Here is a 25,401-nt window from a genome sequence, read left to right as displayed (position 1 = left end):
GGAGAAAAGATGAAACGATTATTCAAAGCAGAACATCTCATTGTCCTGGCGGGTTGTGGTCTGATTATTTATTTGCTGTTTGTACAGCCGTTCGTGGGGGTTGCCGACAATGGCGATTTCAAGCGGATGATGAATACCATAGGACTGGATTATTATTATACTGCGGAAAGCTATGCCGACCGCTTTTTCAGCTACAGCCATTCCAGATTCTCCTATGAAAATTTGTTCAAGGGCTTCTATCCATCCTCGCAGATTGTGCTGGTGCTGGTGCCAAGACTGCTGGCCGGGCTTGTGCACGGCAGTTATTTTGATATCCGCTTGCTGGCGGCGGTGTATGCACTATTGCTGCTGGCAGCCACCTGGCTGACCGTGAAGGTGGGCGCGCGCAGCTCTTATATAACAGGTCTGCTGCTTGGGGCAGGAATGCTAATTGTATTTTACGATATCGGGTATTTGGCCTACTTTAATTCATTGTTCGGTGAGCCGGTGTCGATGGTAGCCATGCTGCTTACCTTTGCACTGGGACTTAGGCTGGCAGGACAGGAGCGGCCGACAACCAAAGGCCTGACGCTGTTTTTTATAGCTGTCCTGTTTCTGATCTGCTCCAAAATCCAGAATGCGCCGGTCGGCATCGCCTTCTCCCTGATCTTCCTGCGGTTTATGATACTGAACGGGACGGGGAACTGGCGCAAGCTGGCGATGCGGTTCGCGGTGGCGGTGTGTCTTGTCTCAGTGATGATGTATGTAGCCGCACCCAAAGAGCTGAAGCATATCAACCTCTATCAGACTGTGTTTTTCGGGATTTTGAACCAGTCGCCGGATGTGAAGGGGGATTTGCATGAGCTGGGCTTGCCGGAGAAGCTGGAAGTGCTGGCGGGAACCAATTATTTTGAGGCTGGTACGGCTATCAAACAGGATGATCCGTCGCTTCAGGCGGATTTCTATGACCGGGTGTCCCATAAGGACGTGCTTTTCTTCTATATTAAGAATCCCTCACGGCTGGTGGACGGTATGAAATATGCTGCCCGGAACAGTATGGACCTCCGCCCTTATTATCTGGGAAACTATGAGAAGTCGGAGGGGCTGCCAAAGACGGCCTTATCCTATAAGTACAGCACCTGGAGCCAGTTCAAAAGAGAGGTTCTGCCACATTCGCTGGGCTTTTTGGCTATATTCTATCTGCTCTATTATGCCGGAGTTCTCTTTGAGTATTTCCGCAGCCGGGAGTTGCGCGGGCGGATCGCGGGTGAACTGCTGATGCTGCTGGGTCTGATTGGCCTATTCTCATTCCTGGTTCCGATTCTGGGCGATGGCCGGGCCGATATCGGGAAGCATTTGTTTCTGTTCAATGTCTGCTTTGATATGATGGCTGTGGCCATGTTCGGCTGGCTGGTCCACAAGCTTGTTCTTCTGGCGCAAGTCATGCTCGGGAAAGACCGCCGCTATGGGCGATAAACAACATCAGGCACGGATTGAACAAGCGAGAAAAGAAATGCACACCTTGGCCCTGGAGCATGGGATCCGGCACCCACAGGTGCTCCGCCAATCGGTGAAGCTGGATGCTCTGATCAATGAATATATTGATAGTCAGGCTGCTGATGAAGAGAAACTCCTGGAGAGCGATTCATAGATTACAATACGGGAGATGGGAAAGACACTTGTACAGGGATGTTCTATCTGTGCAAGTGTCTTTTTGTGTTCTCCAACTTCAGTCGTCAGCCAGAAGTTCGCGCAGCATCTTCTCACGGTCGTTCATGAAGGCTTTGGTTACGGTATAGTGCTCCGTATCCTCCAGTTCAACCTGACGGACCCCGCTGCCTTCCAGCAGATAAATATCAGAATTAGGATAGGACATCAGAATAGGGGAGTGGGTGGCGATGATAAACTGAGAATGCCGTCCCACTAGCTCGTGCATGCGCACCAGCAGCGACATTTGCCGCAGCGGTGAGAGAGCCGCTTCCGGCTCGTCGAGAATATAGAGGCCTTGTCCCCCAAAGCGGTGGACAAAGGCAGCGAAAAACGATTCTCCATGCGACTGCTCATGCAGTGACTTGCCGCCGTAGGAATTGGAGATCTTGTTGCTTCGTACCCCCGGCACCTCAGGACCACCGTCCAAGTCGTCAATATAGGAGGCTACATTGTAGTAGCTCTCCGCGCGCAGAAAGAAGCCGTCCCGCGGGCGTCTCCCCCCTTTGGCAAGCCGCAGGTACTCGTACAGGCTGGAGTGCGAGGAGCGGGTGTTGAACGAGAAATTGAGAGTTCCCCCTTCCGGATTAAACCCCCAGGCCGCAGCAATACCCTCCAGCAGCGTGGATTTCCCCGTTCCGTTCTCCCCGACAAGAAAAGTAACCTGTTTCTGAAAGGCAAGTTTGCTGAAGCTGCGGATCACTGGCAGATCAAACGGGTAGGCCTGAAAGGAAGGGACCCGTTCACGCAGCAGCTCCGCATGGCGGATATAGAGCATGGCATTATCCATCGCAACCATTGTCCCACTCTCCCAACCTTATTATTAGTCTCTCACTTGCTTCCATAATTGTAGCCCGAGTGGAACCATTCTGCAAAGGTTCGGGCATCCCGGGCGAAAGACAGGGGGCATATGCCAATTTCGTCCGGATACAGACAGATGTCCATGAGGCGGATGCTGACTCCGCATATAGTTATACTGTCTTGAGAATATGACGGGGCAGGGTGAAAGCCGTGAAATCAAAAAAGAGAAGAGTGCCTCCACGGGATTACCGTGACGGTTATCAGGAAGGCTACCGTCTCGGCCTGTGTGAAGCCGTGAAGCGCCTGAATTCTCCAGAGGCAGGAGCGTGCCGGCCGTTCAAGCTGATGTATGTTCCCCAGGGATTTCAAGCGATTGATACGGGGGTAACGGAAGCACTGGGACAGCTCGTTAGTGAACTGATCATCAGCTCACCGGAAACGATGCTGGAAATAGCCGCCCGCGAGTCGCCCGGAGCCGTGCTGGTCATGAATGGTCTGCATGTGTTTCCTGAGAATCATCTGGAACAGATCACGGAGATACGTAAACTGGGTATTCCTACGGCAATCTGGTTTGTGGATGATCCTTATTTTACGCAGGATACATCGGTCATTTGCCAACATTATGACCATGTTTTTACACATGAACTGGGATGTGTGGAGTTCTACCATGACCTGGGAGTAGGCTCTGTACATTATCTGCCGCTCTGCGTCAATCCGCAGATGTTCTATCCCCGCCGCACAGGTCCGCAGTATCAGTACGATATTGTGTTCATCGGCAATGCCTTCCGCAACCGGACGGAGCTGTTCGACGAGCTGGCTCCGTTTTTCCGGGGCAAGAAAGTGCTGATTGCGGGAGGCTTCTGGGAGCGCCTGAATACCTTTGAGGAGTTGTCGCCTTTTATTAAAGACGGTTTTATTCCGCCGGAGGAAACAGCCAATTATTACAGTGGTGCGAAGCTGGTCATTAATATTCACCGCCCATGGGAAGGCGGGCAGGATAACCGGAACACCTTCCAGCTATCCTCCCGTTCAATAAATCCCCGGACCTATGAGATTAATGCCTGCGGGACGATGCAGCTAACCGATGTCCGTGAGGATCTGGGCAGTCATTACCGTCCGGGCAAGGATCTGGAGACCTTTACAGGTGCCGACGAACTGAAGCACAAAATCGAATACTATCTGGAGCACGAGAAGGAGCGCCGGCAGTTCGCTCTGCAGGGGCTGCAGACCACGCTTCGCCATCATACTTTCCTTGCGCGTCTGCCCTATCTGCTGAATGTCCTTACCTCATAAGTCTGAAATCCAATATAAGGAGCGAATACCATGAACAATAATTTTATCATGCCGGCACCGCCGCTGCCACGGACGCCAGCGGAAGAAGAGAAGCTGCGTGGCCGTCTGACCGGCTTCAAGGTTGGATTTGATGAAGGTTATCTGCGGGGGAGACTTACGATCCTGGATGGACGTCCGGAGGAACCGCTGCCGGTCCGTAATATCCATGTTATGTACGTGGCTTCGGGAAAAGGGTACCCTTATTCGCCGCTTGACGATGCAGTACTCTATGCCCTGCAAAAATTGACGGCTAAGGTCACAGTTAGCGATGTGCGGCAGAATCTGGTGGAGCTTGCGGATACGGAACGCCCCGATCTTGTGCTTGTTCTGGATGGAATGGATCTGCCGCTTGATCAGGTTGCAATTCTGCGCAGCAAAGGCATCAAGACAGCGATCTGGCTTACAGATGATCCGTATTATACAGATTTCACTATAAAAATCGTAGCCCACTACGATTATGTGTTCACCCTGGAGCTGAATTGTGTGGAATTCTACCGCGGTCTGGGATGCGCTGAGGTGCATTATCTGCCCTTTGCCGCCCACCGGGAACATTACCGTCCAACGACAGGCCGGTCACCAGTCAGCCGGGATATCAGCTTCATTGGCTCGGCGTACTGGAATAGAGTTCATTTCTTCCGTGAGATTATGCCGGAGCTGATGAGCTACAACACCATTATCAACGGTATTTGGTGGGATCGTCTGCCGGAGGCACCCCTGTATGGGGAGCGCATTGAGATCGGCAAATGGATGACACCGCAGGAGACGGCGGTCACCTACAGCGGCTCCAAAATCGTTATTAACCTCCACCGTTCCCATATCGATGAAGCTGTGAATAACAACACATTATCGATTACTGCTGCTTCGCCTAACCCGCGCACCTTTGAAATTGCAGCCAGCGGAACGCTGCAGCTCAGTGATGCGAGAGATGATATGGGCTCTTTTTATAAAGTAGGGGAAGAGATCGACACGTTCTCAAGCCCGCAGGAAATGATGGAGAAAATCCGCTTTTACCTGACTCATGAAGAGGAGCGCCGCGCCATGGCTCTGCGCGCGTTTGAACGGACGCTTAAGGATCACACGTATACCAAACGGCTGAATCAGCTGTTGACTGTGATTTACGGATAGGCTGTACAGAGTACAGGAGGAAATGTGCGTATATCCGGGGGACAGGTGTCGTGCCGGCATTTGTTCCTCCTCAATATACTACTGGAGTACCGGGCTTTGGCGCTCTTTCGCAGTGCTCTGCGGCAGGCGAAGCGGGCCTTTCCGCTTACGGTGAAGCGGATGCTCCGAAGTGAGTTTACAGCAAAGTACCGTGTAGCATTGGCTTCGTACAACTAAGCGATGCCTCCGAAGCGAGTTTTACTGCGGAGGTATGAACTGTAAGTAATGCTCCGTAAAACTAAGCGGATGCTTCCGAAGCGAGTTTTACTGCGGAGGTATGAACTGTAAGTAATGCTCCGTAAAACTTTTAGGAGGTGAATGGCTGCTCTATAGCCTTGCAAGGAGCGCCGACACACCATGGCCGACAAAGCGACAATCGTGCTTTTTTCCCATGTATCCAATACACGCAGCATTACCGGTGCGGAGAAGCTGCTGCTGTTCTTCAGCCGGGAGCTGTTACCATATTTCAACTGCATTCTTGTGGCACCCCAGGAGGGCAAGCTGACCCGGCAGGCGCGGAAGAATGGACTGAATGTGCAGCTGCTGCCGATTCCGCTGGTCTACGGGATATACACTCCTTATGCAGGCCTGGAGGCGGATATCCGTAAATTTCAGGAAAGCCGTGAATACGGCGAGCTGCTAGACTGGCTTACCGCGCTGCGTCCGTCTTTGATTATTTCCAGCACCTGTGTTCATGCTTTGCCGGCAATGGCGGCGAAATCACTGGGTATTCCGGTGGTGTGGAAGATTTCGGAGACGATCACGGACAACGAGTTCACTCCCATCAGCACGGGGTTGATCCACTTGAACAGTGATGAAATTCTGGCCATCTCTCACACGGCTGCGGCCTGTTTTCCTGAGGATATCCGCGAGGGGAAGGTGACACAGCTTCCTCCGTCCTGGAATGAGGCGGAAATGATGTTTGAAGCCTGGAGCAAGCTGCGGGGCGAGCGCCGCCGTGAACTGCGAATTGCGCCAGCGGAGCCGCTGCTCGGCTATATCTCTTCCTTCATTAATAAAGAAAAGGGACTGGAGCATTTCATCAAAATGGCTGTTCTTGTATCGGGGCAGCATCCTGAAGCGAAATTCATCGTGGTTGGCACACCCGGAGATAAAAGCTACTATGAGCGCTGTGTACGCAAGGTTAAGCTGGAAGGCCTCACCTCCCGTTTCAAATTCATCGGTTACGAAGAGAGTCTACCCGACATCTATTGTGCTATGGATATACTAGTCGTCCCCAGCCTAATCCGCGAGGGCTTCGGGATGACAGCCCTGGAAGGAATGGCCTTCGGCAAACCGGTGGTGGCCTATGCCTCCGGCGGCTTATATGAAATTCTCCATGCTGCCGGATGTGAAGGACTGCTGGCACCGGTCGGTGACATTGACGTCCTTGCACAGCGGGTGAACCTCGTGCTCGCGGAACCGGGTCTGGCTGCTGCGATCGGCAGCCAGGCCCGGGAGCGCGTTGACGCGGTCTACGGACCGGCGGCGTACCGCGCCCGGCTGCTGGGCCTTGCGGAGAGGTGGCACCTCCGCTACTGCTCCGCGCCGCTAGATCCAGCCGGCGCCCCAGAGCCCCCCGCTGCCGAAGCTTCGGGCAGCGGAGAGCCCGCGCCGCCGCAGCCGGAACCGCGGCGGCGGAGCCCCGGGAGCCGCGCTGCACGGCTGCGGCGCGGCAAGCTCCGGCGCGGCAGGCTACGCCGCGCCAAAACCCGGGCGCGCAGCCGCAAGCGCCCGGGCCGGAAGCGGCGCACGGCTGCAAGCGTGCGCCGACGGGGCAGCGGCGGCAAGCACCGCCGCGCGGGCCATGCACGCCGCCGGGCGAAGCGGCGGCGCAAAGCGGCCTAGGCACGCCGCCGAAGAAGGCGTGCGCCTGAAGCCGCTGCGCGCCGCATGTGCGCAGCAGCCTGCAGCCGCGCCGTGCACGCAGTAACGGCAAAAATGCCGTTACATCCGCCGCTCGCGCGCCACACTTACCCAGTAAGGGCAAAAATGCCGTTACATCCGCCGTCGTGCGCTACACTTACCCAGCAACGGCAAAAATGCCGTGAATTCGGCGCTCACAAGTAAATAAGTGGAAAAAGTGAACTTATTTCTCGCTGAAATCACCAAATATAGAATTTAAGTGGAAAAAGTAAACTTAATTAGGCTATATAACCTATAAAAGAAACAAAAGGATTGAATTAGTTATACTTTTTCCACTTTGATTGCGGAGCGCATGATACTCGAGCAACTTAGTTATACTTTTTCCACTTAATCAGTCACCGGAGCTCCTAGGAGATACGTAACGTTTTACACAAATTTCCTGATAGTAACGCCCGCGCGCCATACACACTCAACAACAGCAACAATGCCGTTACTCCGCCGCCCGCGCGCTATACGCACTCAACAACAGCAACAATGCCGTTACTCCCGCCGCCCGCGCGCTACACACACTCAACAACAGCAACAATGCCGTTACTCCCGCCGCTCGCGCGCTACACACACTCAACAACAGCAACAATGCCGTTACTACTACCGCCCACGCGCCATACGCACTCAACAACAGCAACAATGCCGTTACTACCGCCGCCCGCGCGCTCCACGCACTCAACAACAGCAACAATGCCGTTACTACCGCCGCCCGCGCGCCACACGCACTCAACCACGGCAATAATGCCGTTACATCCGCCGCCCGCGCTGCTGCATTCGCCTAACACTGTTAATTCTGCCACCCTGGCGCCATAAGCGCCGCCACTCAACAACAGTCTGCCGCGTTCCTGCGGCTGGCTAACCTCAAAGGGGAGTGAACCCATGAAGATCATGACGATTTTGGGCACACGGCCCGAGATCATCCGCCTAAGTGTCATTATTCCGCTGCTTGATGAGCATGCGGAGCAGCATGTGCTGGTGCATACAGGACAGAACTTCACTGCGAGCCTCAGCGGTATTTTCTTTGCTGAGCTGGGGCTGCGGGCACCGGATTATGTGCTGCAGGATAAACAGGCGGGACTTGGCGGGCAGCTTGCCGCCATGTTCGGGAGCCTGGAGAGTATCCTGCTTCAAGAGCAGCCGGACCGGATTCTGCTCCTCGGGGATACGAATAGCGCGCTGTGCGCCATCCTTGCCGAGCGGATGGGAATTCCTGTAGTGCATATGGAAGCGGGCAATCGCTGCTATGACCTGAAAGTGCCAGAGGAGAAAAACCGCCGTCTCATAGATGCTGTTTCTACCATAAATATGCCCTATACCCAGCAGAGCAAGCGGCATCTGCTCAGCGAAGGCTTCCCCGGCCAGCGCATTGTATTAACCGGAAATCCGATTCACGAAGTGATTACCCGTTATGGGCAGCAGATCGGGGCCAGCGATATTCTAGCCCGGCTGAACCTGACAGCAGGCCATTACTTTCTGGTTACTGCGCACCGTGCAGAAAATGTGGATGATCCCGAATCACTCCTCCAAATCATGTCGGGACTGAACCTGGTGGCTGAGCATTTTGGCATCCGCCTGATCTGCAGTATCCACCCCCGTACCCGCTCCAAGCTTACGGAGCAGTTCAAGCTTGAGATGAACCCGCTGGTGGAATTCCATGAGCCTTTCGGATTTTTTGATTTTGTCCATCTGGAACGGTATGCCTTGTGTGCGATCACCGACAGCGGAACCGTGCAGGAGGAATGCTGCCTGATGGGAGTGCCCACTGTAACCATCCGCCGGACCACAGAACGTCCCGAGACGGTGGATTGCGGCAGCAACGTTGTGTCAGGAGTGGAGAAGGACAGTATTTTGCGCTGTACCCGGCTGATGACGTCACTGAGCCCTGAATGGGAGGCGCCGGAAGGTTATTTGACCCCGGATGTCTCGGTTAAGGTAGTCAAATTTTTGCTTGGAGGGAACCTGCATGTTCAATAATAAAAGGATTTTGGTGACAGGCGGAACCGGTTCCTGGGGGCATGAACTCATCCGGCAGCTTTTGCCGCAGAACCCGAAAGAGATCGTTATTTTCTCCCGCAGCGAGTCTGCACAAGTGGCAATGAGCCGCGAATATGAAGATCCCCGCCTCAGCTTCATTATCGGGGATATCCGTGACAAGGAGGCTTTGGTAGCGGCCTGCCGCGGTGTGGATTATGTCTTTCATCTGGCGGCGCTCAAGCATGTTCCAGTCTGCGAAGACCAGCCGTATGAAGCGCTCAAGACCAATGTGGTCGGCACACAGAATGTGATTGAAGCGGCTGTTGCATGCAATGTGGAAAAAGCCATTTACATCTCTACCGACAAGGCAGCCAATCCCTCCAACTTCTACGGTATGACCAAAGCCATTGGAGAGAAGCTGTTCGTCTATGCCAACCTGCTGGGCTCAAATACCCGGTTCGTAACGGTGCGCGGCGGCAATGTGCTGGGTACCAACGGCAGTGTGGTCCATCTGTTCATGAAGCAGATCAAGGATAAGGGGCAGGTACGGATTACCGATATGAAAATGACCCGCTTCTTCTTCACCCTGCGCGATGCCATCACCTTGCTGTTTAAGGCCTCCGAGGTTAGCCTCGGCGGGGAAATCTTCGTCATGACCATGCCGACCTGCCGGATCGTGGATCTGGCCGAAGTACTGATTGAAGCATCCGGCAAACCGGATGTGAGCATTATCGAAGCGGGTATCCGGCCGGGAGAGAAGATCCACGAAATTCTGATGAGCGATTTCGAGAGCCAGACAACCGTCGTCTACGATGAGCAGTATCTGGTCATCCTGCCTACACTGGATATGCCTGAACTGAAGGCTTTTTACAGCAAATACCCGCATGTTTCCTTCAACAGCTTCAGTTCCGAGAACAACCTTATGAATCAGGAGGAGATCAAGGAAATCCTGATCCGGGGAGGGTTCCTAGAGTGAAACTGCTTATCCTCGGCGGAAACGGTATGGCGGGTCATATGCTGGCGGATTATTTCCGCCGCCAGGGCAAGCATCACGTCTTCCATACAACCCGGGACAAGAGTGATCTTGGCGGGCTGTATATAGATGCCGATGATATCGCCGGAGTTGAAAAACTGGTCGAAATCGTCTCTCCCCATTGTATAATCAATGCATTGGGTGTGCTCAATCAATTTGCCGAACGGGATCCCATCGGCGCCTACCATGTGAACGGATTTCTGCCCCACCGGCTGCGCCGCGCTGCGGACAGCATTCATGCCCGGCTCATTCATATTAGTACCGACTGCGTGTTCGAAGGAACACGCGGCGGTTACACAGAGGACGATAAGCCTGACGGCACATCCGTATATGCGATCACCAAAAGTCTTGGAGAAGTGCGGGAGCCCGGACACCTGACTATCCGAACCTCCATCATTGGTCCGGAAATCCGACCTTCGGGCATCGGACTGATGGAATGGTTCCTGGCCCAGAAGGGACCCGTATCCGGCTACCAGCGGGTAATGTGGAATGGGGTCACTACCCTGGAGCTGGCTAAAGCTGTAGACTCATTGCTGGATTCTGAGGTTTCAGGCCTGATCCATCTGGCCCACCCGCAGCCGGTCAGCAAATATGAGCTGCTGCGGCATATGCAGGCAGCATTCGGCAAGGAGGATGCCGAGATTATCCCCGAGTCTGCACATATTCAGGACCGGACCTTGATCAGCACGAGAGCGGATGTCCAGGTGAAGCTGCCTTCGTATCCTGAAATGCTGGCAGAGCTGGCGGCATGGATGAAGCAGCCGGCGATGACGATATGAAGGAGCGGAGGCTGCTGATTACCGGAGCATCCGGATTTACCGGAAGGCATGCGGTGGCTTACTTTCATGCAGCGGGTGCTGAAGTGACAGCTGTGGTACGGAGCTCCGCAGCTGCCGGTATCTTCCCGGCGGGTGTGAAACAGCAGGTCTGCGATTTAAGCGACCGCAGGGCTGTCAAGACGATGATTGATGAGGTCCAGCCGGATGAAGTGCTGCACCTCGCCGGCAAAAACTCGGTGCCGGAGTCCTGGCGGGACCCGCTGCTCTATATGGAAATGAATGTGATGTCTACACTGTATTTGCTTGAGGGATTGCGTACCCGGCCGGCCCGCCGTATTCTGGTGGCGGGCTCCCGGCTTAAGTTCAAGCCGGGCCATTCGGAAGGTCCGCCACACCCCTACAGTCTGAGCAAGACCCTGGAGGAGCTGGTGTCTCTTGCCTGGTGTACCCTGTTCCAGCAGCCTGTGCTGCTTGCGGAGCCCTGTAACCTGATCGGTCCTGGCCCATCAACTGGGTTTTGTTCCTTGCTGGCGCAGCATATGGTACGGAGTGAGGCTGCTGAAAGCACTTCTGAAATCCCCCCGCCGTTCAAGCTATCCTCACGGTATGCTCTCCGTGACTTCCTGGATGTACGGGATGCGGTCAAAGCCTATGACTGGATCTTGCGCAGCGGAGAGCCGGGAAAGATCTACAAGATTGACTCCGGCATTCAGCGGGAGCTTGGAGCGGTTGCAGAGCAGCTTCTGGCTCATGCGAGGGTTCCGGTAGGCATGGATTGGGGGCCGGAGAACACCGGAACGGAACAGGCTGCTGCTCCTGCGGCAGCTGCCGTTCCATCTTCAGGATCCGAAACATTAGCTATTCAAGAAGGATTATCCTCATCTTCCGCAGACGATGCTGTAAGTCTCGGCTGGAGTCCGCAGATTGAGTTGTCCCGCTCACTTGCGGATATTGTGGACTATCACCGGGCAAGCAGAGAAGGAGGCGCTTCATGAAACCGAAGGTATCCGTGGTGATTCCCTTTTTCAATTGCCCTTATATCGAACAGGCGCTGCAAAGCGCCTTGAACCAATCCTGGCAGCCCTATGAGATCATCGTTGTCGACGATGGCTCCACCATGCACGCAGACCGGATTACGCCTTACCTCCCGCACATTCACTATTTGGGCAAGGCCAACGGGGGGACTGCATCTGCCCTGAATCACGGGATCCGTCATGCCTCGGGCGACTATGTGGTCTGGCTTAGCTCGGATGATATGTTCTACCGCGACAAAATCAACAACCAGGTGCTGTTCATGGACCAGAACCGCCTGCTGATTACCTACACCAACTTTAATTATATCAACGAACACTCACAATTGACTGGGCTTAATGCGGCTGCGGTATTCCCGAGCCACCTCGACTATTTACGTTGTTTTTTGCAGGGTAACCCGATTAACGGCTGCACAGTGATGTTCAAACGCGAGCTGTTCGGTGCCATCGGGCTGTTCGATGAGTCGCTGCCCTACACTCATGACTATGACCTGTGGTTCCGCTCGATTCTGAACGGATATCCGCCTGTCATGCTGAATCAGTCTCTGACCGCCTACCGGCGGCATGATGGGATGGGGACGATTAAGCATTATGATGTCATCCTGGCTGAGGCTGCTGCCACCAATGCCCGTTACAGCCCTCTGCTCCGCGGATTAATTGCCTCGATGGGCGGCTGAACAGCGATCTGATCGCTATAGGAGGAGTGATCTATGTACCGGGAAATAGAAGTGAAGGATTTTCTTCCGGTTCTTCTGGAGCATCTAAAATTTGCGGAGAGTATCCTGGATGTGGGGAGCGGCACCGGTACGCTCCTTGAACACTACCAGGCTGCGGTGGTAGTCGGCCTTGATATTCACAGGCCCTACCTGCAGCACCGCAAATATACAGCGCCCCATATCATACCGGTGAACGCCGATGCCGGACATATCGATCAACTGTTTCTTCCACGCACCTTCTCGGCAGTGACGCTCATCGACTCCCTGGAGCATTTCAACATGAGCGAGGGCAAAGAACTTTTGCGAAAGGCAGAGATCATTGCCGCAAACCGCGTGGTCGTATTTACCCCACGCGGTTTCTTTCCCCAGGAGGGAACAGATCATTACCACTTGCAGGGGGAGCAGTTTCAAAAACACCGGAGTGGCTGGGAGCCGGAGGATTTCCTGGAACGGGGATATGATGTGACAGTGCTTAAAGGCTACCACCATGCAGAGAATCCTTCATTCCGGGAAGCATTCGGACAGGATCATACGCCACTGGACGCTCTGCTGGCCTGCAAAACCGTATAAATATCGTCCGGAAAGGGGGTGAGCGCATGAATCATGGAACCAAGGTTTCAGTGGTTATCCCATTTTACAATTGTCCATATATCGATATTGCCATAGAAAGCGTGCTTGCCCAGAGCTACCCGGATATTGAGCTGATCGTTGTAGATGACGGGTCAACCCTCCATACGGAGAAGCTAATTCCTTACGGAGACCGGATAAAGGTGCTCCACAAACCTAACGGCGGCACGGCTTCAGCTCTGAATCTGGGGATCCGGGCTGCCAGCGGGGCATATTTTGCCTGGTTAAGTGCTGATGACTGCTTTCATCCCGATAAAATCAGCCGGCAGATGGAGGTTATGGGTAATTCACACACCGCCTTTAACCATACGGCTTATTATTACATCAATGAACTCGGGGAGCGCTTTTCCGGTATTATAAGTGTCCCTTTTTATAGCAGGGCCGAGCTTGTCACAACCCTAATGAAGGGCTGTCCGGTTAATGGTAGCTCCGTCATGATGAATATGAACATTTTCAAAAAGGTTGGGCTTTTTAATGAGAAGCTGCTCTATACCCAGGACTATGATCTCTGGCTCCGGATTCTGCCCCATTATGAATGGTCTTATATCACAGAACCTCTGCTGGATTACCGGGTGCACCAGGAAATGGGCTCCGTCATCCACAGCGAGGCGCAGAACCGGGAGATTAAGCAGGTACAGGAAATGCACTACAGTAATCTGTCAAGGCTGCTCAGAAAGGAGAGAAGGAGATGAGAATTACCTTCCCTATTCTGACGCTGTCCAGGGGAGGCGCACAGCGGATGCTCGTGGAGCTGGCCAACCGTCTTGCTGAAATAGGACATGAAGTGACTATTGTGATGCCGTCCAGCGGGATTGTGGAATATCACATGAAATGTCCGATTCTCTTTGCGGGAGCCGACTTGATTTCAGAGGATGATTTTCCCGCAGGCGATGTGATTGTCTCCAATTACTACAAGACGGTATCCGTTGCGCAGCGGGCGAGTGAGCGGGGAAAAGGGGTGCACATTCGTTTGGCGCTCTGCTATGAGCCGACGTTTCTTCCGGATAACAACGAATCCTTTGCCTCGTATCACCTTTCACCGAATCTGCTGGTGCTCTCACGCTGGCAACAGGGGATCGTCCGTATGAATCATGGGATTAAAGGCCGGATTGTACCGATTGGCCTCAGCTCCGACTTTTATAATATGCATATCCGTGAAGCGAGCAGTAAGCTTGTGGTGACTGCCATTGTACGCAAGCCGGAGGGAGGATTCTCGGGGCACCGGGAACAGGATTATCTGCTGCAGCAGCTGGATTTGATCAAAGGACAGCATCCGGAGGTTGAGATTGATCTGATCACACCACCTGGTGAATTTGCGGAATCTTCATGGCTGCAGTCTCTGTTTGCCGATGGACACTACCGTCTTCTCACTCCTTCGAATGATGAAGAGCTGTGTTATCACTATAATGAAAGTAATATTTTTGTCAGCTCAAGCACCTATGACAGCGGCTCACTTCCTGGTCTGGAAGCCATGCGCTGCGGGGCGGCACTCGTGACAGTGTATTCCGGAGGCAACCTTGAATACTGCGTTCATAGATCCAACTGTCTGATGTCCTACCGGTATGAGAACCGGCTGGCTGAAGATGTTGTCACACTCATCCGGGATAAGGAACAGCGTGAACGTCTGGCCAGAAAAGGAGAGACAGGTTCATTGCGGTTCACCTGGGAGAGAAGCGTGCAAATTTTCCAGTCAGAGCTATTTGAACTTTTATCCAGGCATGGGTGAACCGGGTTTATATATATACAAAGAACCTTCAACCCCACGTGGTTATGTGGGATTGAGGGTTCTTTATGTGCTAAAAAATGGCGAAGGAATTCATCATCTCGCGAAAGGACTGGGCGTATTTCTCGGAACCAAAACGGGAGATCATATGGAGGCGTCCCTGCTCGCGGATGAAGCTGCGAAGGGGCTGATTATCCATGAGCTCCAGTCCTTCGTTAACGGCAGCTTCCACATTGCCAAGCGGATAAAATTTCCCCGTTACATTATGGATGATAAAGGACCGCACCCCGTCAGAATCCGTGCTCAGCACCGGACAGGTACAGCAGACGGCCTCGGCAACAGCGTACCCGAAGCCTTCAGTAATGGAAGAGGATAACAGAAACCCGCCGGAAGCAGCAATGGAGGAGTAATATACTGGCATCAGATGATTGGGGATATTGGTGAATACATTCAGGCGGTCATTGAGTTCCAGGGCATGGAGTTCCGTCTGGAACAGATGCTTCTGCTCTGCGGTTGCAAGGTCCGGATCATGGAACATCCAGAGATGCAGATTGGGTTTGCTGCGGCGGATAACATGGGCAACCTTAAGGTATTCACTCCAGTTCTTGTTGGTCTCCAGACGCCCGACCCAGGCAATCACCGGATCACAAGGCGCTTCCCCGGGAATGTGCCGGAAGGAATGGACATCCACAATATTGGGAATGACGTAACGCTGCAGCCAGGGACAGATCGAAATGAACAGCTCCAGCAGATGGTCAGTGGGCGGAATCAACACAGCATTACAATAGGACCGTAAAAAAGGCACAGCCTCCGTGACCATGAGTTTTGCATCAGTTTTTGTTCCCAGGCCTTGGGATTCGTAAATCAGAATACGGCTGTACCCCAGACGGCGCAGACGCTCCAGCAGCAGATAATCCGAAGTTACAATAATCGCGTCATAGTTATGGGTGTCGAGTACACCCTTAATATCTGTATCCGTTGAAGCGATAAATACAGGAAAGTCCGCCATGCTCTGACTGCTTGACCCCGGCATCAGGTACAGCACATGGCACTCAATGCCGCTGCGCTGGAGACTCTCGCACCGCAGCCTGTTCAGAGTCTCGACACCCCCGCTGGGGACATAAAATGTAAATAAAACCTTCAAGCTCATCCCTCCCTGACTTTACCTTGCGGAGAAACACCGGCGCCCTTCGCAAAAGCAGGGCCTGCTGTTTATAAGATACGCCGGACTTCCCCTACAGGTGACGATCAAAGGGCGCTATGCCAAATCCTTTCAGGATAGCCTGACCTGATGAGGGCTATCCTAATGATTGTTACGCTGCATATATAACAAGAGATGGAGGATGAATTCATGTTGCGATCGAAGATCAGCATGTCGGTTTCCGCTGCACTGCTGCTAGGCGTGGTAAGCATCACGGGCTGTGGCACCAATAACACCGCAAGTGACAAGAATGTGCAAACCAAAAGTGTACGCGGAATCCATGACGGACGGCTGGGTGTCAACTCCATGAAGGTGAATGCCTTCGATAAAATGGAGATGAGCAGAGAACTGGCAGACCGTATTGCGGCCATGCCTGAGGTCCGTTCCGCCAATGTAGTTGTGGCAGGAAAAAGCGCATATGTTGCAGTAACTCTGGATGAAGCCTCAGGTGGCGTTCATGCCAAAAGCTACGGAAATACTGCGGGGATCGGGGGGCCAGCGGGAATGATTGCCGGCAGCGGAAGAACTTCAGGCCGCACAACAACGGGTACCACCGGTATGAACGGTGCAAACGGCATGACCGGCAACAATGGTTTGAGCGGCACCGCTGGCATGAATGGCACCGCCGGCACGAGAGGTTCTAGAACCGGTGTACCTGGAATGACAGGGGCAGGCGGTTCAATCAATGGCATGTCGGGAACTCTGTCTACCGGCACAGGAACTGTGGGGGGTACAGGAACAGCCAACCCAGGGGGTTATGCAGGGAATGGGGGTAACGGAATAATGTCCCGGAGTAACATGACCGATGGCCGGGTCCTAAGAAATGATATCGACAGAAGCATGGGTACTGCAGCGGGCACCCGGACGATTACTCCTTACAGCACCAATGGCATGACCAATGGAACCCATAACACCGGCACCCTTGCTAACGATACTATGACCCGGGAACTGAAGGATAAAATAGCCGCCGAGGTCAGACATTATGATAAAAATATCGACAACGTCTACGTATCTGCAAACCCTGACTTTGTGGAACGGACAAACTTCTACGCTCAGGAATTCCGTGCAGGACATCCGCTGAGGGGATTTGCCCACGAATTCAGTACAATGGTTGGACGAATCTTCCCGACGCGCAGCGGTTATTAACTTAAGCCAAGCCTAAACGGATTTTCCTTAGTATTCCTAGGGAAGGTTGTATTATTCCAGTCGTTATCCCATACGCTCAAAAAAAACGCAGCCCCCTCCGGTCCAGCTTAATTCCGGGTTGGGCTGCGTTTCTGAATTCAGGATATATCGTTCATTTTACAGCCCTTTATCCAGACTCCGCGCAGGTTCAGCGCTTCATCCAGCAGCAGGATATCGCCGCGTTTACCGGCTTCAAGCGTTCCGATGGTCCGCTGCATACCAATGGCCTCTGCTGGTGTAAGACTGGCGGCTCGGGAGGCTTCCTCCAGTGTCAGACCGACCTCCTCCACCAGATAGCGGAATCCGCGGATCATTGTTAACGTGCTGCCAGCGAGGGCTTCCGGGTTCTCCTTCAATCTGGCAACGCCATCACGGACCAGAACGGGAAGATCGCCAATGGTGTATTCACCATCACTGAGTCCGGTCGCCGACATGGAATCGGTAATGAGTATCAGATTACCGGCATTCTTGAGACGGGAGAGCACAGCGATTGCTGCCGGATGCACGTGAATGCCGTCGGCAATAATCTCTGCGCGAATCCGCGCGTCAAACATAATGGCACCTGCAGCCCCCGGCTTGCGGTGATGAAGCGGGGTCATCGCATTGAACATATGCACGGCCTGATTGAGCCCGGCATCGGCGGCTGCAATGACCTCTTCATAGGAAGCATTCGTATGGCCTAACGCAGCGGTAATGCCATGTTTGCGGAGCCATGTAATTGCCTCGAGCGCGCCTTCCCCTTCCGGCGCGAGTGTCACCTGCCGGATTAATCCCGGATACAAGGCTTCCCACTGCTCCATCCATTCAATATTGGCGGGAACGATGTGGTCCGGGTTCTGCGCACCAGACCACTTGGGGCTAATAAACGGGCCTTCCAGATGGACCCCGGCCAATTGGGCAAAGGGCATCGGGGCAGAACGGAATGCATGGACTTCCGAGAGCGCCCGGTCAATATCCTTTTTGTCTGCGGTCATCGTTGTCGCCAACATGGTCGTGGTTCCCTGCGAAGCGTGAAACCGTGTAATGATCTCCAGGGATTGAGCATCGGCATACATGAAGTCAAAGCCGGCTCCCCCGTGAACATGCACATCTACAAATCCGGGAATCAGCAGGCCGTTAGGGGTTTCCGTGTTTCCGGCGGGCCACCCGGCATAAGCTTCAGGGAGCCAAGCCGCTTCGCCAACATAATGAATAGCCTCCTCCGATACAGCGATCACACCCTCCTGGATGATTCCTGCAGGTGTCAGAACTTTTCCGAAGAGCAGCTGGCCTGTGGTGGGTGTTATTTTAGCCATTTTGCGGCACCTTCATCCAGCAGTACAACGACATTGGGATGGCTCTGGAGCAGGGAAGCCGGGCACTGTGTGGTAATCGGACCTTCCAGCGCATTCTTCACCGCTTCCGCTTTCTCTTCGCCGCGTACCAAAAGTACAATTTGCCGTGCCTTAAGAATGCCGCCGATACCCATTGTAACCGCCTGCCGTGGAACATCTTCCCGGCTGTCAAAGAAACGGGCATTGGCTTCCAGGGTCTCCGGCAGCAGATCAACGACATGTGTGCCGCTAGTGAGACTGGCATCCGGTTCATTGAAGCCGATATGGCCATTGCTTCCGATACCCAGAATCTGCAGGTCCACCGGCCCGCCATCCTCAAGCAGCTTATCATAAGCGAGGCATTCCGCATCCAGATCAGGGGCGTTGCCATTCGGCACATGTGTTTTGGCCAGGTTGATATCAATATGATTGAACAGATGCTCGTTCATGAAGCTGCGGTAGCTTTGCGGATGATCCACAGGCAGACCTACGTATTCATCCAGATTATAAGACGAAGCTTTGGCAAAGCTTACGATTCCTTTTGTATGCATTTCAACGAGCTTGGCGTATACTCCGACCGGTGAACTACCGGTAGCGAGACCCAGCACGGCTTTGGGGTTACTCTGCAGCAGGCTGACAATCAGGTTGGCTCCGGTCTGTGCAAAGTCCTCATCAGTTTTAAATTTCAAAATATTCATTAGGATTGACCTCCCCGTTTATGACGGTAATGTTGGACATTCAGGTAAGACTGCTCCAGCTTGGGAATAAAATCTCCAAAGCGTGTGCTGACCATTCCGGTGAACAAAATATCGATAATATGCAGCTGTGCGATCCGCGAAGCCATATCTCCCCGCCGCATGCCTTGCTCCAATGAGGAAGAGAACAACGGGATACCGGCCAAAGTAGCCAGTGAACTACTGCCGTAGGAGGTCAGCGAGATCGTGGCTGCACCGCTGGCTGAGGCACAGCTTAAGGCGTCAATGGTTTCCGGGGTTTCCCCGGAATAAGAGATGGCGAATGCCACATCACCTTCCTTGAGCGAGGAAGCGGATGTAATCTGCATATGGGAATCGGAAAAAGCAGTGCAATTCACGCCGATACGGATCAGCTTCTGGTAGAAATCCTGGGCCACAATCGAAGAGGTGGCCATCCCGTACAGATCTACCCGCCGGGCCTGGCATAACAGATCAATTGCACTCTGCAGCCGCTCCAGATCAAGCAGTGAGGTAGTATCCCGGATGGAAGCCAAATGATTGGCCTGCATCGCTTCGACAATCACCGAAAGCGGATTGCCTGCTACAATATCCTGATAAGAGGACCCGCCATCCTGAGGGGAATTATCGCTGTGGGCAATTTCTGCCGCCAGCTTAACCTTGAAATCCGGAAACCCCTTAAAATGCAGAACCTTGCAGAATCGTGTAATTGTAGCTGGGCTGATGCCGCATTGCTCTGCCAGCTCCGTAATCCCCATATGGACAATTTCTCCCGGCGATGCAAGAATTCGTTCTGCCAGCTTGCGCTCCATCTGTGACAGCTTGGATTTCTCATGCTCCAGAGCATGCAGAATGGGAGACATCTCTCCACCTTCTTTTCTTCAGATCTAATGAAATTATTTTTAATAATACAACACTATTTAAGAAAATTATTTTCATACATAGAATAAAGCATTACCAGTAAGGATGCAAGAGGGAGTTTTATCGGGTTTTCAAGGATGTAGTGAGTAAGGAGTTATTGAGTAGTTCCTGAGTAGTTTCCGAGTAGTTCCTGAGTAGTTACTGAGAGTAACCCAGTACTACTAAGAAGAGGTTTAGGTAGTGTTCCCAGGGAATATCTCCGCTCACCGGGAGCGGGGGGAGGTAGAGCGAGCGCTTACTAAGGATAAAGCTGAAAAACAGGGGAAGAAGGCAAGTGTCGCTGGAGTACAGTGGAAAAAGGGAAACTAATCTGTAGATTTCACCGATTTTTTATAAATTAAGTGGATAAAGTAGATTTAATTACCTCCATTTCCACGTCATACATTGATTTTGAAGGGAATAGGTGGACTTTTTCCAACTGAAAACCCTCGGGGAGACTACAGAACAAAACAAAATGGAGAAAATCCACCTAAGTTACCTGGAAACTAAGTAGAGCAATCGCCAACCGAAACCATCTGAATTGTTGAGCTGCAAACCCATCTATTCATAGAATCCGTAAGTGCTGTCCGATCACCAACACCGCAAAAAACCTCCATAGAGCGCATAGCGGATTAGTAGTCCGCGAAGCTGGCTCCATGAAGGCGGCTGTAGAGTAAATAGGATTCTGAAAAATCATACTATAGAACGTGAACTTAAGAAGACTCATAATCAAGAAATGCGTTGCTATTCAAGGCACTTCCGCAATTAGCCGCTATTCGGCTGTCCGTGACTTGCCGGCTGCTCCTCTGCTGCGCAGCAGCTCCCAGAGAATGAAGATCAGCATCAACAGCTGTGGCACCAGGGTTTCCCAAGTCGGGAACAAACCGAGCCAGCTGATGGAAGGCAATCCGTTCTCCGCATGTGCAGGAAGACTGCCTGCTACCTGAAGGGCATGAATGCTCTCGCCGAGGAAGCGGAACACCAAATAGTAGATTAGCACTGTCGCTATGCGGAAGAAGGCGGCAATCGGCAATTTTGCACTTAAGGCGATAATGGCATAACCCAGGACCATCAGCACGGCCAGCGCGCCTCCAATCCCGAGCAGCAGCTGCGAAGCAGCAATGGAAGGTGCCATTCCCACATAGAAGATGGTGGTTTCCGCACCTTCACGCAAAATGGCCAAAGCCGCTACCAGGAACAAGGACCATAGATTGCCCCTGGCCAGCGCACCGTCTACCTGATGGCCTACATAATTGTTCCAGGCTGCCGTATTGGACTTGCCGTGCAGCCAGCGGCCGATCGTGAGCATCATCACCACGGCAAACAGCCCGGTAATGCCCTCAATCATCTCGCGTGCTCCGCCGGAAGCCGCTTTGGAGATGGTCATACTTAAGATGACAGCGAGCAGGATGCTGCCGGCAAGTCCGGCTGCGGCCCCGGACCAGATCCAGCGCCGGGTTCCGGGAGTACCTTCCCTTTTGAGGTACGAGAGGAGAGCGGCGAGCACAAGAATGGCCTCCAGACCTTCGCGCAGCAGAATCAGCGCAGCGTCCCAGGCTGTATAGCTTGTTTCTCCGGCCAGCGGCGTCAGCTCAGAGAGCATATTATCCATGGCCGCAAGTGCCTGATCGAGCTTGGGCGGATTGGAGAGAAGATCGCCTGTGACCGCTGCACTTTCATTTTCAATATTCGCGTAGACCTTGGGCGATGCAATCTGCACCTTGCCTTCGGCTGAAGGCCAGGCCGTGATGAACTGCTCCATGATGCCGGCTGCTTCTGCGCTGTTACCCGCGGTTGCTGCGGCGGAGGCCTGCTTCAGGTAGCCGATCAGGGCTTCAACCGATGCCGGCTCCGTGGAGGCGCTCCCGGTATCGACCGCTTTGCCTTCACGATAATCGGCTATTAGCGTATACAGCGCTTCCGCTTCGGTCAGCGCGGCTTCTTCGCGCAGCGGCTCTGCCTGCAGCGAGATGCGCAGCAGGCTCATCTTCGTCTCCAGCAGGCCGTAGACGGCTGGATTATCGGTACGGATGCCGCGCTCCGCCGGCTTCCAGCCGCTCACCACGGCGCGGTACGCTTCCGCGGCCGCAGCCCAGTCGCCGCTGCGCGCCGCGTCCCGCACGCGCTCCGCCGCGGGCAGCAGCTTCGCCGCCGCTTCACGGCCGGCGGCGCCAGAGTCCGCGCCGCCCGTGACGGAGGCGGCGCTCACATACGCGTCCACGCTTCTGGCGAGCGTGGACAGCGCGGTTTTGGCGGGCGTTCCGCCGCCCGCCGCAAGGGCTGCCGCCGCGTCTGCGAGCGCGGCGTCCACAGCGGAAGCCGGACCGGCGAGTACCGGGTCCGGCGTGCCGGCGTTCGCGGTGCGCCACAGCGCAGCGAACGTGTCTACATCGGCGGCGGCCGCGTCCCAGCGGCTCTGGCCAGCCTCGACGAGCGCGCTGCCGACTGGCGGCAGCAGCTCGTCCAGCGGCGTACCCGCCGCCGCGGCTGTGGCTGCTGGACTGCTGATCAGCAGCAGGCACAGGCAGCCGAGTAACGCGGCTGCCTGCAGCCCGGAGCGCTGCGTCTTCCTGCCCGATTCCGGTACAGTCAGACGCTGACGCGGTTTCGGCAGCCATCCGCCCGGGACTTTTTGCACCAGTTTCTGTATCAACAACAGCATCGGGACAACCCCTTTCCATTTTAACCGGGTAAGCCGGAAATCGGGCTTGTGCTCTTCTATGGCTGGATATGCCTTATCCTTCACTGAGATTGACCCCCGTTTATCTTTTTTTGTTCACGTAATCAGCCCAGCAGGGCTTCCCCGAGGTATCCGCCTTCGCGAACCCCCGGCAGGCAGGCAAATACCGCACTGCCGGTATGTACCATGTATTCGTTCAGACGGTCATTTTTGGCGAGGCGTTTCTGAATGCTCACGAACTGCTTCACCAGATCCTTCTGGAAACTGATGAACAACAGACCCGCATCCAGCTGCCCGGTGGTAAGATCCATGCCGCTGGAAAAAGAATAAGAGCGGCGCAGCATTTTGACTGTGCCGTCCCCATGGGCGAGTGCCGAGTGGGAATTGGCTGGGATGACCGGCTTCCCGGCGGCATCGGCGGCATCCAGGTTCAGCTTGGCGAATTCATCGGTAGCTCCGATAGGTGCGCCGCTTTTACGGTGGCGTCCGAAGGTGGCCTCTTGATCACTTAGTGAGGAACGGTCCCATACTTCAATGCGCAGCCGAACCCGGCGCACGGCCATGTAAGTGCCGCCGTTCATCCAGGCGGGGCTTTCGCTGCCGCACCAGACCACCTCACGCATTTCGGACGCATCGGTAACATCGGGGTTGCCCGTGCCATCCTTGAAGCCAAGCAGATTGCGCGGAGTGCCACCTTTGGGGTCGGCACCGCCAGTGCGCTGGAAGCCTTCCTGCGTCCAGCGGAGTACGGCAGTGCCTCTGGCGATGCGGGCCAGGTTGCGGATGGCGTGGAACGCCACCTGCAGATCGTCCGCACAGGCCTGCACACAGAGATCGCCGCCGCACCATTGCGGGTCCAGACTGTCTCCCGCAAAGGCCGGAAGATCGGCGAAGGTAGAAGGACGTTTCGAAGCAAGCCCGTAACGTCCGTCGAATAATGATGGGCCTACCCCAAAAGTAATCGTACATTTGGACGGTGTGAGCCCGTCGGCTTCTCCAGTATCGGATGGAGGCAGGTTTGGATTTTCATTGGCGTTGCCGATCAGGGTTCCTGAGGTCAAGGCAGCCGCAGCCGTGGTCCAGGACTGCAGCAGCTTTTTGACATCGGCGATGCTGGAAGTCGTCAGATCAAATGAAGCAAAGCAGAGGAAATTTTGCGCAGGAGTCAGAATTCCGGCCTGATGGCTGCCGTAGAACGGGATGATATCCTCACTGGAGGCTTGCGGTGCAGGAGCGGCAGGATGAACTGCACCGCTAGCCGCCAATATACCGCTAACCCCGCCGCCGCCCAGCAATAGCCCAAGTCCGGAGGCTCCGGTAAGCCGCAGCATCTCGCGGCGGCTTAGTTTTTTATCGAAAATTTGTTCACTCTTGCTTCCGTCCTTAACCTCTTCTATGGCAGCCTGCCCGCTATCGTGCAGGTTGTTTACTTTCTTTTTCATGCCGGTCACACTCCTAGAATGGTCCCCATATTGGAGAGGGGTTCCGCCAAAGCGTCGAGATTCTGGCTTAATTTACGTACTTCATCTTCTTTCAGCGTTTCATAGGAAACGTATCCGTCCCCGGATTTAAAAGGAGCCAGTTCGGCCAGCAGAGCGGTGAACTTGTCGCCGATCGTTTTCTCCAGTGCCGGGTCTTTCTTGGCCAGCTCGGGCTTCAGCAGCTCATAAATTTTCTGAGCACCTTCCACGTTGGCTACAAAATCATATAAGTCCGTATGGGAGTAACGTTCCTCTTCACCGGTTACCTTGGAGGAGGACACCTCGTTCAGCAGCTCAACAGCTCCTGTAACAAGCAGGCTTTCGTCAATATCCACCGTTTCGACCTTGGCGCGCAGCAGCTGGGCGTCCTTCAACAGCTGATCTGCTACCTCGGCCATTCCGTTTGTGGTCTTATTCTGCCAGAGTGCTTGTTCAATCTTGTGGAACCCGCGCCATTCAGCCGGATCTACATCATTCTCACGGGCATCAATATTCGGGTCCAGATCTCCAAGCGCCTCAGCAATCGGCTCGATCCGTTCGTAATACATGCGGGCCGGAGCGTACAGCGCTTTGGCTTCATCCAGCTTTCCGGCTTTGACAGCATCGGTAAAACCTTCAGTCTGCTTCACAAAAGCATCGCTCTGCTCAATAACATAAGCACGGTATTGCTCAATGGCAGAGGTGAAGTCGGCAGCGGCGGCAGAAGTTTCGGCAGTCGCAGCTGGAGCATTCGTTGCAGCAGCCGTGGCCGCTGCCTCATTATTGGAGTTATTTCCTTTATTATTGTCGCCATTGTCCCCACAGCCAGCGAACAGAATGGAGGCCGCAATCAGGCCGGCGGGAAGAACATAACTATACTTCACTCAAAACACCCCTTTTTTATGTATGCAAATGATAATCGTTATCACTAGTACTGGATTTATCATAAGTGTCCGCGCAAGGGCTGTCAATATAAAAATGTGATTTATATCACTGTGTTGTCACAGCATGAAATATCACTCGCGCATGGGGAGCAGCCGGATAATTGCTAGGGGATGTCAGAGCAGAAGTGAGGAGAAAGTGTACAGGGGAGTAGAATGTTGTGTGTAAGTAGGGTGAACAAGAAACTGAGGTCTGGGAATATCATTGCAGTTTGTGCAATGGAATAT

At 53.9% G+C, this 25,401-nt stretch carries 24 protein-coding genes; 15 read left to right on the top strand and 9 right to left on the bottom strand.

Annotated features, from left to right (window positions below):
• Positions 1-9 precede the first annotated feature (9 nt).
• Together wsfD and A3849_RS14430 are read left to right on the top strand one after the other, a co-directional pair.
• A complete protein-coding gene (gene wsfD / locus A3849_RS14435; protein ID WP_074112049.1) occupies positions 10-1,455 on the top strand; it encodes a glycan biosynthesis hexose transferase WsfD in 1,446 nt (481 codons plus the stop codon).
• Positions 1,445-1,630, top strand: coding sequence for an aspartyl-phosphate phosphatase Spo0E family protein (locus A3849_RS14430; protein ID WP_074112048.1), 186 nt, complete (start codon positions 1,445-1,447; stop codon positions 1,628-1,630). The genes wsfD and A3849_RS14430 overlap by 11 nt, the downstream gene beginning before the upstream one ends.
• Positions 1,631-1,708: 78 nt before the next feature.
• Here the strand turns inward: A3849_RS14430 and A3849_RS14425 are convergent, their stop codons facing one another.
• The gene (locus A3849_RS14425) at positions 1,709-2,485 is read right to left on the bottom strand and encodes an AAA family ATPase (protein ID WP_083613505.1); all 777 of its coding nucleotides are present in this window, start codon (positions 2,483-2,485) and stop codon (positions 1,709-1,711) included.
• A 203-nt stretch (positions 2,486-2,688) separates the two neighbouring features.
• Between A3849_RS14425 and A3849_RS14420 the strand changes: the two genes are divergently transcribed.
• From A3849_RS14420 to A3849_RS14405, 4 genes are all read left to right on the top strand, one after another.
• Positions 2,689-3,780: a CgeB family protein gene (locus tag A3849_RS14420; protein ID WP_372237765.1), complete on the top strand. Its 1,092-nt coding sequence runs from the start codon at positions 2,689-2,691 to the stop codon at positions 3,778-3,780.
• 30 nt (positions 3,781-3,810) lie between these two features.
• Complete coding sequence (locus A3849_RS14415) at positions 3,811-4,944, top strand: CgeB family protein (protein ID WP_083613504.1); 1,134 nt, start codon at positions 3,811-3,813, stop codon at positions 4,942-4,944.
• Positions 4,945-4,968: 24 nt separating this feature from the next.
• Positions 4,969-5,160, top strand: a complete 192-nt coding sequence (locus A3849_RS14410) for a hypothetical protein (RefSeq protein WP_074112046.1) — start codon at positions 4,969-4,971, stop codon at positions 5,158-5,160.
• Positions 5,161-5,340: 180 nt separating this feature from the next.
• Positions 5,341-6,831, top strand: a complete 1,491-nt coding sequence (locus tag A3849_RS14405; protein ID WP_074112045.1) for a glycosyltransferase family 4 protein — start codon at positions 5,341-5,343, stop codon at positions 6,829-6,831.
• Between the two features lie 629 nt (positions 6,832-7,460).
• Here the strand turns inward: A3849_RS14405 and A3849_RS14400 are convergent.
• Positions 7,461-7,802: a hypothetical protein gene (locus A3849_RS14400; protein WP_143191821.1), complete on the bottom strand. Its 342-nt coding sequence runs from the start codon at positions 7,800-7,802 to the stop codon at positions 7,461-7,463.
• On the opposite strand from A3849_RS14400, the gene wecB reads away from it, so the two are divergent.
• The 8 genes from wecB to A3849_RS14360 are packed head-to-tail and all read left to right on the top strand — an operon-like array spanning position 7,777 to position 14,783.
• Entirely contained in the window at positions 7,777-8,871 is a 1,095-nt protein-coding gene (wecB, locus tag A3849_RS14395; protein ID WP_074112043.1) for a non-hydrolyzing UDP-N-acetylglucosamine 2-epimerase, read from the top strand. The two genes, A3849_RS14400 and wecB, sit on opposite strands and share 26 nt — an antisense overlap.
• Positions 8,861-9,847 carry a polysaccharide biosynthesis protein gene (locus A3849_RS14390; RefSeq protein ID WP_074112042.1) on the top strand — a complete coding sequence of 329 codons (987 nt, stop codon included), beginning with the start codon at positions 8,861-8,863 and terminating at the stop codon, positions 9,845-9,847. Before wecB ends, A3849_RS14390 begins: the two co-directional genes overlap by 11 nt.
• A complete protein-coding gene (locus A3849_RS14385) occupies positions 9,844-10,683 on the top strand; it encodes a dTDP-4-dehydrorhamnose reductase family protein (RefSeq protein WP_074112041.1) in 840 nt (279 codons plus the stop codon). Before A3849_RS14390 ends, A3849_RS14385 begins: the two co-directional genes overlap by 4 nt.
• Complete coding sequence (locus A3849_RS14380; RefSeq protein ID WP_074112040.1) at positions 10,653-11,678, top strand: SDR family oxidoreductase; 1,026 nt, start codon at positions 10,653-10,655, stop codon at positions 11,676-11,678. The genes A3849_RS14385 and A3849_RS14380 overlap by 31 nt, the downstream gene beginning before the upstream one ends.
• Positions 11,675-12,391 (top strand): glycosyltransferase, encoded by a 717-nt coding sequence (locus tag A3849_RS14375; protein ID WP_074112039.1) that lies wholly within the window; start codon positions 11,675-11,677, stop codon positions 12,389-12,391. The genes A3849_RS14380 and A3849_RS14375 overlap by 4 nt, the downstream gene beginning before the upstream one ends.
• A gap of 33 nt (positions 12,392-12,424) precedes the next feature.
• Entirely contained in the window at positions 12,425-13,000 is a 576-nt protein-coding gene (locus A3849_RS14370; RefSeq protein WP_074112038.1) for a class I SAM-dependent methyltransferase, read from the top strand.
• A 26-nt stretch (positions 13,001-13,026) separates the two neighbouring features.
• Positions 13,027-13,749, top strand: coding sequence for a glycosyltransferase (locus A3849_RS14365; RefSeq protein ID WP_074112037.1), 723 nt, complete (start codon positions 13,027-13,029; stop codon positions 13,747-13,749).
• A complete protein-coding gene (locus A3849_RS14360; RefSeq protein ID WP_074112036.1) occupies positions 13,746-14,783 on the top strand; it encodes a glycosyltransferase family 4 protein in 1,038 nt (345 codons plus the stop codon). Before A3849_RS14365 ends, A3849_RS14360 begins: the two co-directional genes overlap by 4 nt.
• A 70-nt stretch (positions 14,784-14,853) precedes the next feature.
• Here the strand turns inward: A3849_RS14360 and A3849_RS14355 are convergent, their stop codons facing one another.
• Positions 14,854-15,930, bottom strand: coding sequence for a glycosyltransferase family 4 protein (locus A3849_RS14355; protein ID WP_074112035.1), 1,077 nt, complete (start codon positions 15,928-15,930; stop codon positions 14,854-14,856).
• Between the two features lie 201 nt (positions 15,931-16,131).
• Between A3849_RS14355 and A3849_RS14350 the strand changes: the two genes are divergently transcribed.
• Positions 16,132-17,127, top strand: coding sequence for a YhcN/YlaJ family sporulation lipoprotein (locus A3849_RS14350; protein WP_074112034.1), 996 nt, complete (start codon positions 16,132-16,134; stop codon positions 17,125-17,127).
• Between the two features lie 137 nt (positions 17,128-17,264).
• On the opposite strand, the gene nagA is transcribed toward A3849_RS14350, so the two are convergent.
• From nagA to efeO, 6 genes are all read right to left on the bottom strand, one after another.
• Complete coding sequence (nagA, locus tag A3849_RS14345) at positions 17,265-18,461, bottom strand: N-acetylglucosamine-6-phosphate deacetylase (protein ID WP_074112033.1); 1,197 nt, start codon at positions 18,459-18,461, stop codon at positions 17,265-17,267.
• A complete protein-coding gene (nagB, locus tag A3849_RS14340; RefSeq protein WP_074112068.1) occupies positions 18,449-19,177 on the bottom strand; it encodes a glucosamine-6-phosphate deaminase in 729 nt (242 codons plus the stop codon). Before nagB ends, nagA begins: the two co-directional genes overlap by 13 nt.
• Positions 19,177-20,055: a MurR/RpiR family transcriptional regulator gene (locus tag A3849_RS14335; protein ID WP_074112032.1), complete on the bottom strand. Its 879-nt coding sequence runs from the start codon at positions 20,053-20,055 to the stop codon at positions 19,177-19,179. The genes nagB and A3849_RS14335 overlap by 1 nt, the downstream gene beginning before the upstream one ends.
• An 809-nt stretch (positions 20,056-20,864) precedes the next feature.
• Positions 20,865-22,403 (bottom strand): FTR1 family iron permease, encoded by a 1,539-nt coding sequence (locus tag A3849_RS14330; RefSeq protein WP_256700774.1) that lies wholly within the window; start codon positions 22,401-22,403, stop codon positions 20,865-20,867.
• Between the two features lie 473 nt (positions 22,404-22,876).
• Positions 22,877-24,214, bottom strand: a complete 1,338-nt coding sequence (efeB, locus tag A3849_RS14325; protein WP_083613503.1) for an iron uptake transporter deferrochelatase/peroxidase subunit — start codon at positions 24,212-24,214, stop codon at positions 22,877-22,879.
• Positions 24,215-24,219: 5 nt separating this feature from the next.
• A complete protein-coding gene (efeO, locus tag A3849_RS14320; RefSeq protein WP_074112031.1) occupies positions 24,220-25,116 on the bottom strand; it encodes an iron uptake system protein EfeO in 897 nt (298 codons plus the stop codon).
• Between the last annotated feature and the right edge of the window lie 285 nt (positions 25,117-25,401).

The organism is Paenibacillus sp. P46E (assembly GCF_001909095.1).
GTDB lineage: Bacteria > Bacillota > Bacilli > Paenibacillales > Paenibacillaceae > Paenibacillus_AQ > Paenibacillus_AQ helianthi.
The sequence above is the reverse complement of the archived record's forward strand: the minus strand, read 5'-3'. Positions and strand labels throughout refer to the sequence as shown.

Excerpts from the sequence above, each read along its gene's own strand:
- A3849_RS14360 (WP_074112036.1), top strand. The coding sequence starts at position 13,746 with ATGAGAATTACCTTCCCTATTCTGACGCTGTCCAGGGGAGGCGCACAG.
- A3849_RS14415 (WP_083613504.1), top strand. The coding sequence starts at position 3,811 with ATGAACAATAATTTTATCATGCCGGCACCGCCGCTGCCACGGACGCCA.
- A3849_RS14375 (WP_074112039.1), top strand. The coding sequence starts at position 11,675 with ATGAAACCGAAGGTATCCGTGGTGATTCCCTTTTTCAATTGCCCTTAT.
- A3849_RS14425 (WP_083613505.1), bottom strand. The coding sequence starts at position 2,485 with ATGGTTGCGATGGATAATGCCATGCTCTATATCCGCCATGCGGAGCTG.
- wsfD (WP_074112049.1), top strand. The coding sequence starts at position 10 with ATGAAACGATTATTCAAAGCAGAACATCTCATTGTCCTGGCGGGTTGT.
- efeB (WP_083613503.1), bottom strand. The coding sequence starts at position 24,214 with ATGAAAAAGAAAGTAAACAACCTGCACGATAGCGGGCAGGCTGCCATA.
- A3849_RS14350 (WP_074112034.1), top strand. The coding sequence starts at position 16,132 with ATGTTGCGATCGAAGATCAGCATGTCGGTTTCCGCTGCACTGCTGCTA.
- nagA (WP_074112033.1), bottom strand. The coding sequence starts at position 18,461 with ATGGCTAAAATAACACCCACCACAGGCCAGCTGCTCTTCGGAAAAGTT.
- A3849_RS14405 (WP_074112045.1), top strand. The coding sequence starts at position 5,341 with ATGGCCGACAAAGCGACAATCGTGCTTTTTTCCCATGTATCCAATACA.
- nagB (WP_074112068.1), bottom strand. The coding sequence starts at position 19,177 with ATGAATATTTTGAAATTTAAAACTGATGAGGACTTTGCACAGACCGGA.
- A3849_RS14390 (WP_074112042.1), top strand. The coding sequence starts at position 8,861 with ATGTTCAATAATAAAAGGATTTTGGTGACAGGCGGAACCGGTTCCTGG.
- A3849_RS14355 (WP_074112035.1), bottom strand. The coding sequence starts at position 15,930 with ATGAGCTTGAAGGTTTTATTTACATTTTATGTCCCCAGCGGGGGTGTC.
- A3849_RS14370 (WP_074112038.1), top strand. The coding sequence starts at position 12,425 with ATGTACCGGGAAATAGAAGTGAAGGATTTTCTTCCGGTTCTTCTGGAG.
- A3849_RS14380 (WP_074112040.1), top strand. The coding sequence starts at position 10,653 with ATGGATGAAGCAGCCGGCGATGACGATATGAAGGAGCGGAGGCTGCTG.
- A3849_RS14335 (WP_074112032.1), bottom strand. The coding sequence starts at position 20,055 with ATGTCTCCCATTCTGCATGCTCTGGAGCATGAGAAATCCAAGCTGTCA.
- A3849_RS14365 (WP_074112037.1), top strand. The coding sequence starts at position 13,027 with ATGAATCATGGAACCAAGGTTTCAGTGGTTATCCCATTTTACAATTGT.
- A3849_RS14430 (WP_074112048.1), top strand. The coding sequence starts at position 1,445 with ATGGGCGATAAACAACATCAGGCACGGATTGAACAAGCGAGAAAAGAA.
- wecB (WP_074112043.1), top strand. The coding sequence starts at position 7,777 with ATGAAGATCATGACGATTTTGGGCACACGGCCCGAGATCATCCGCCTA.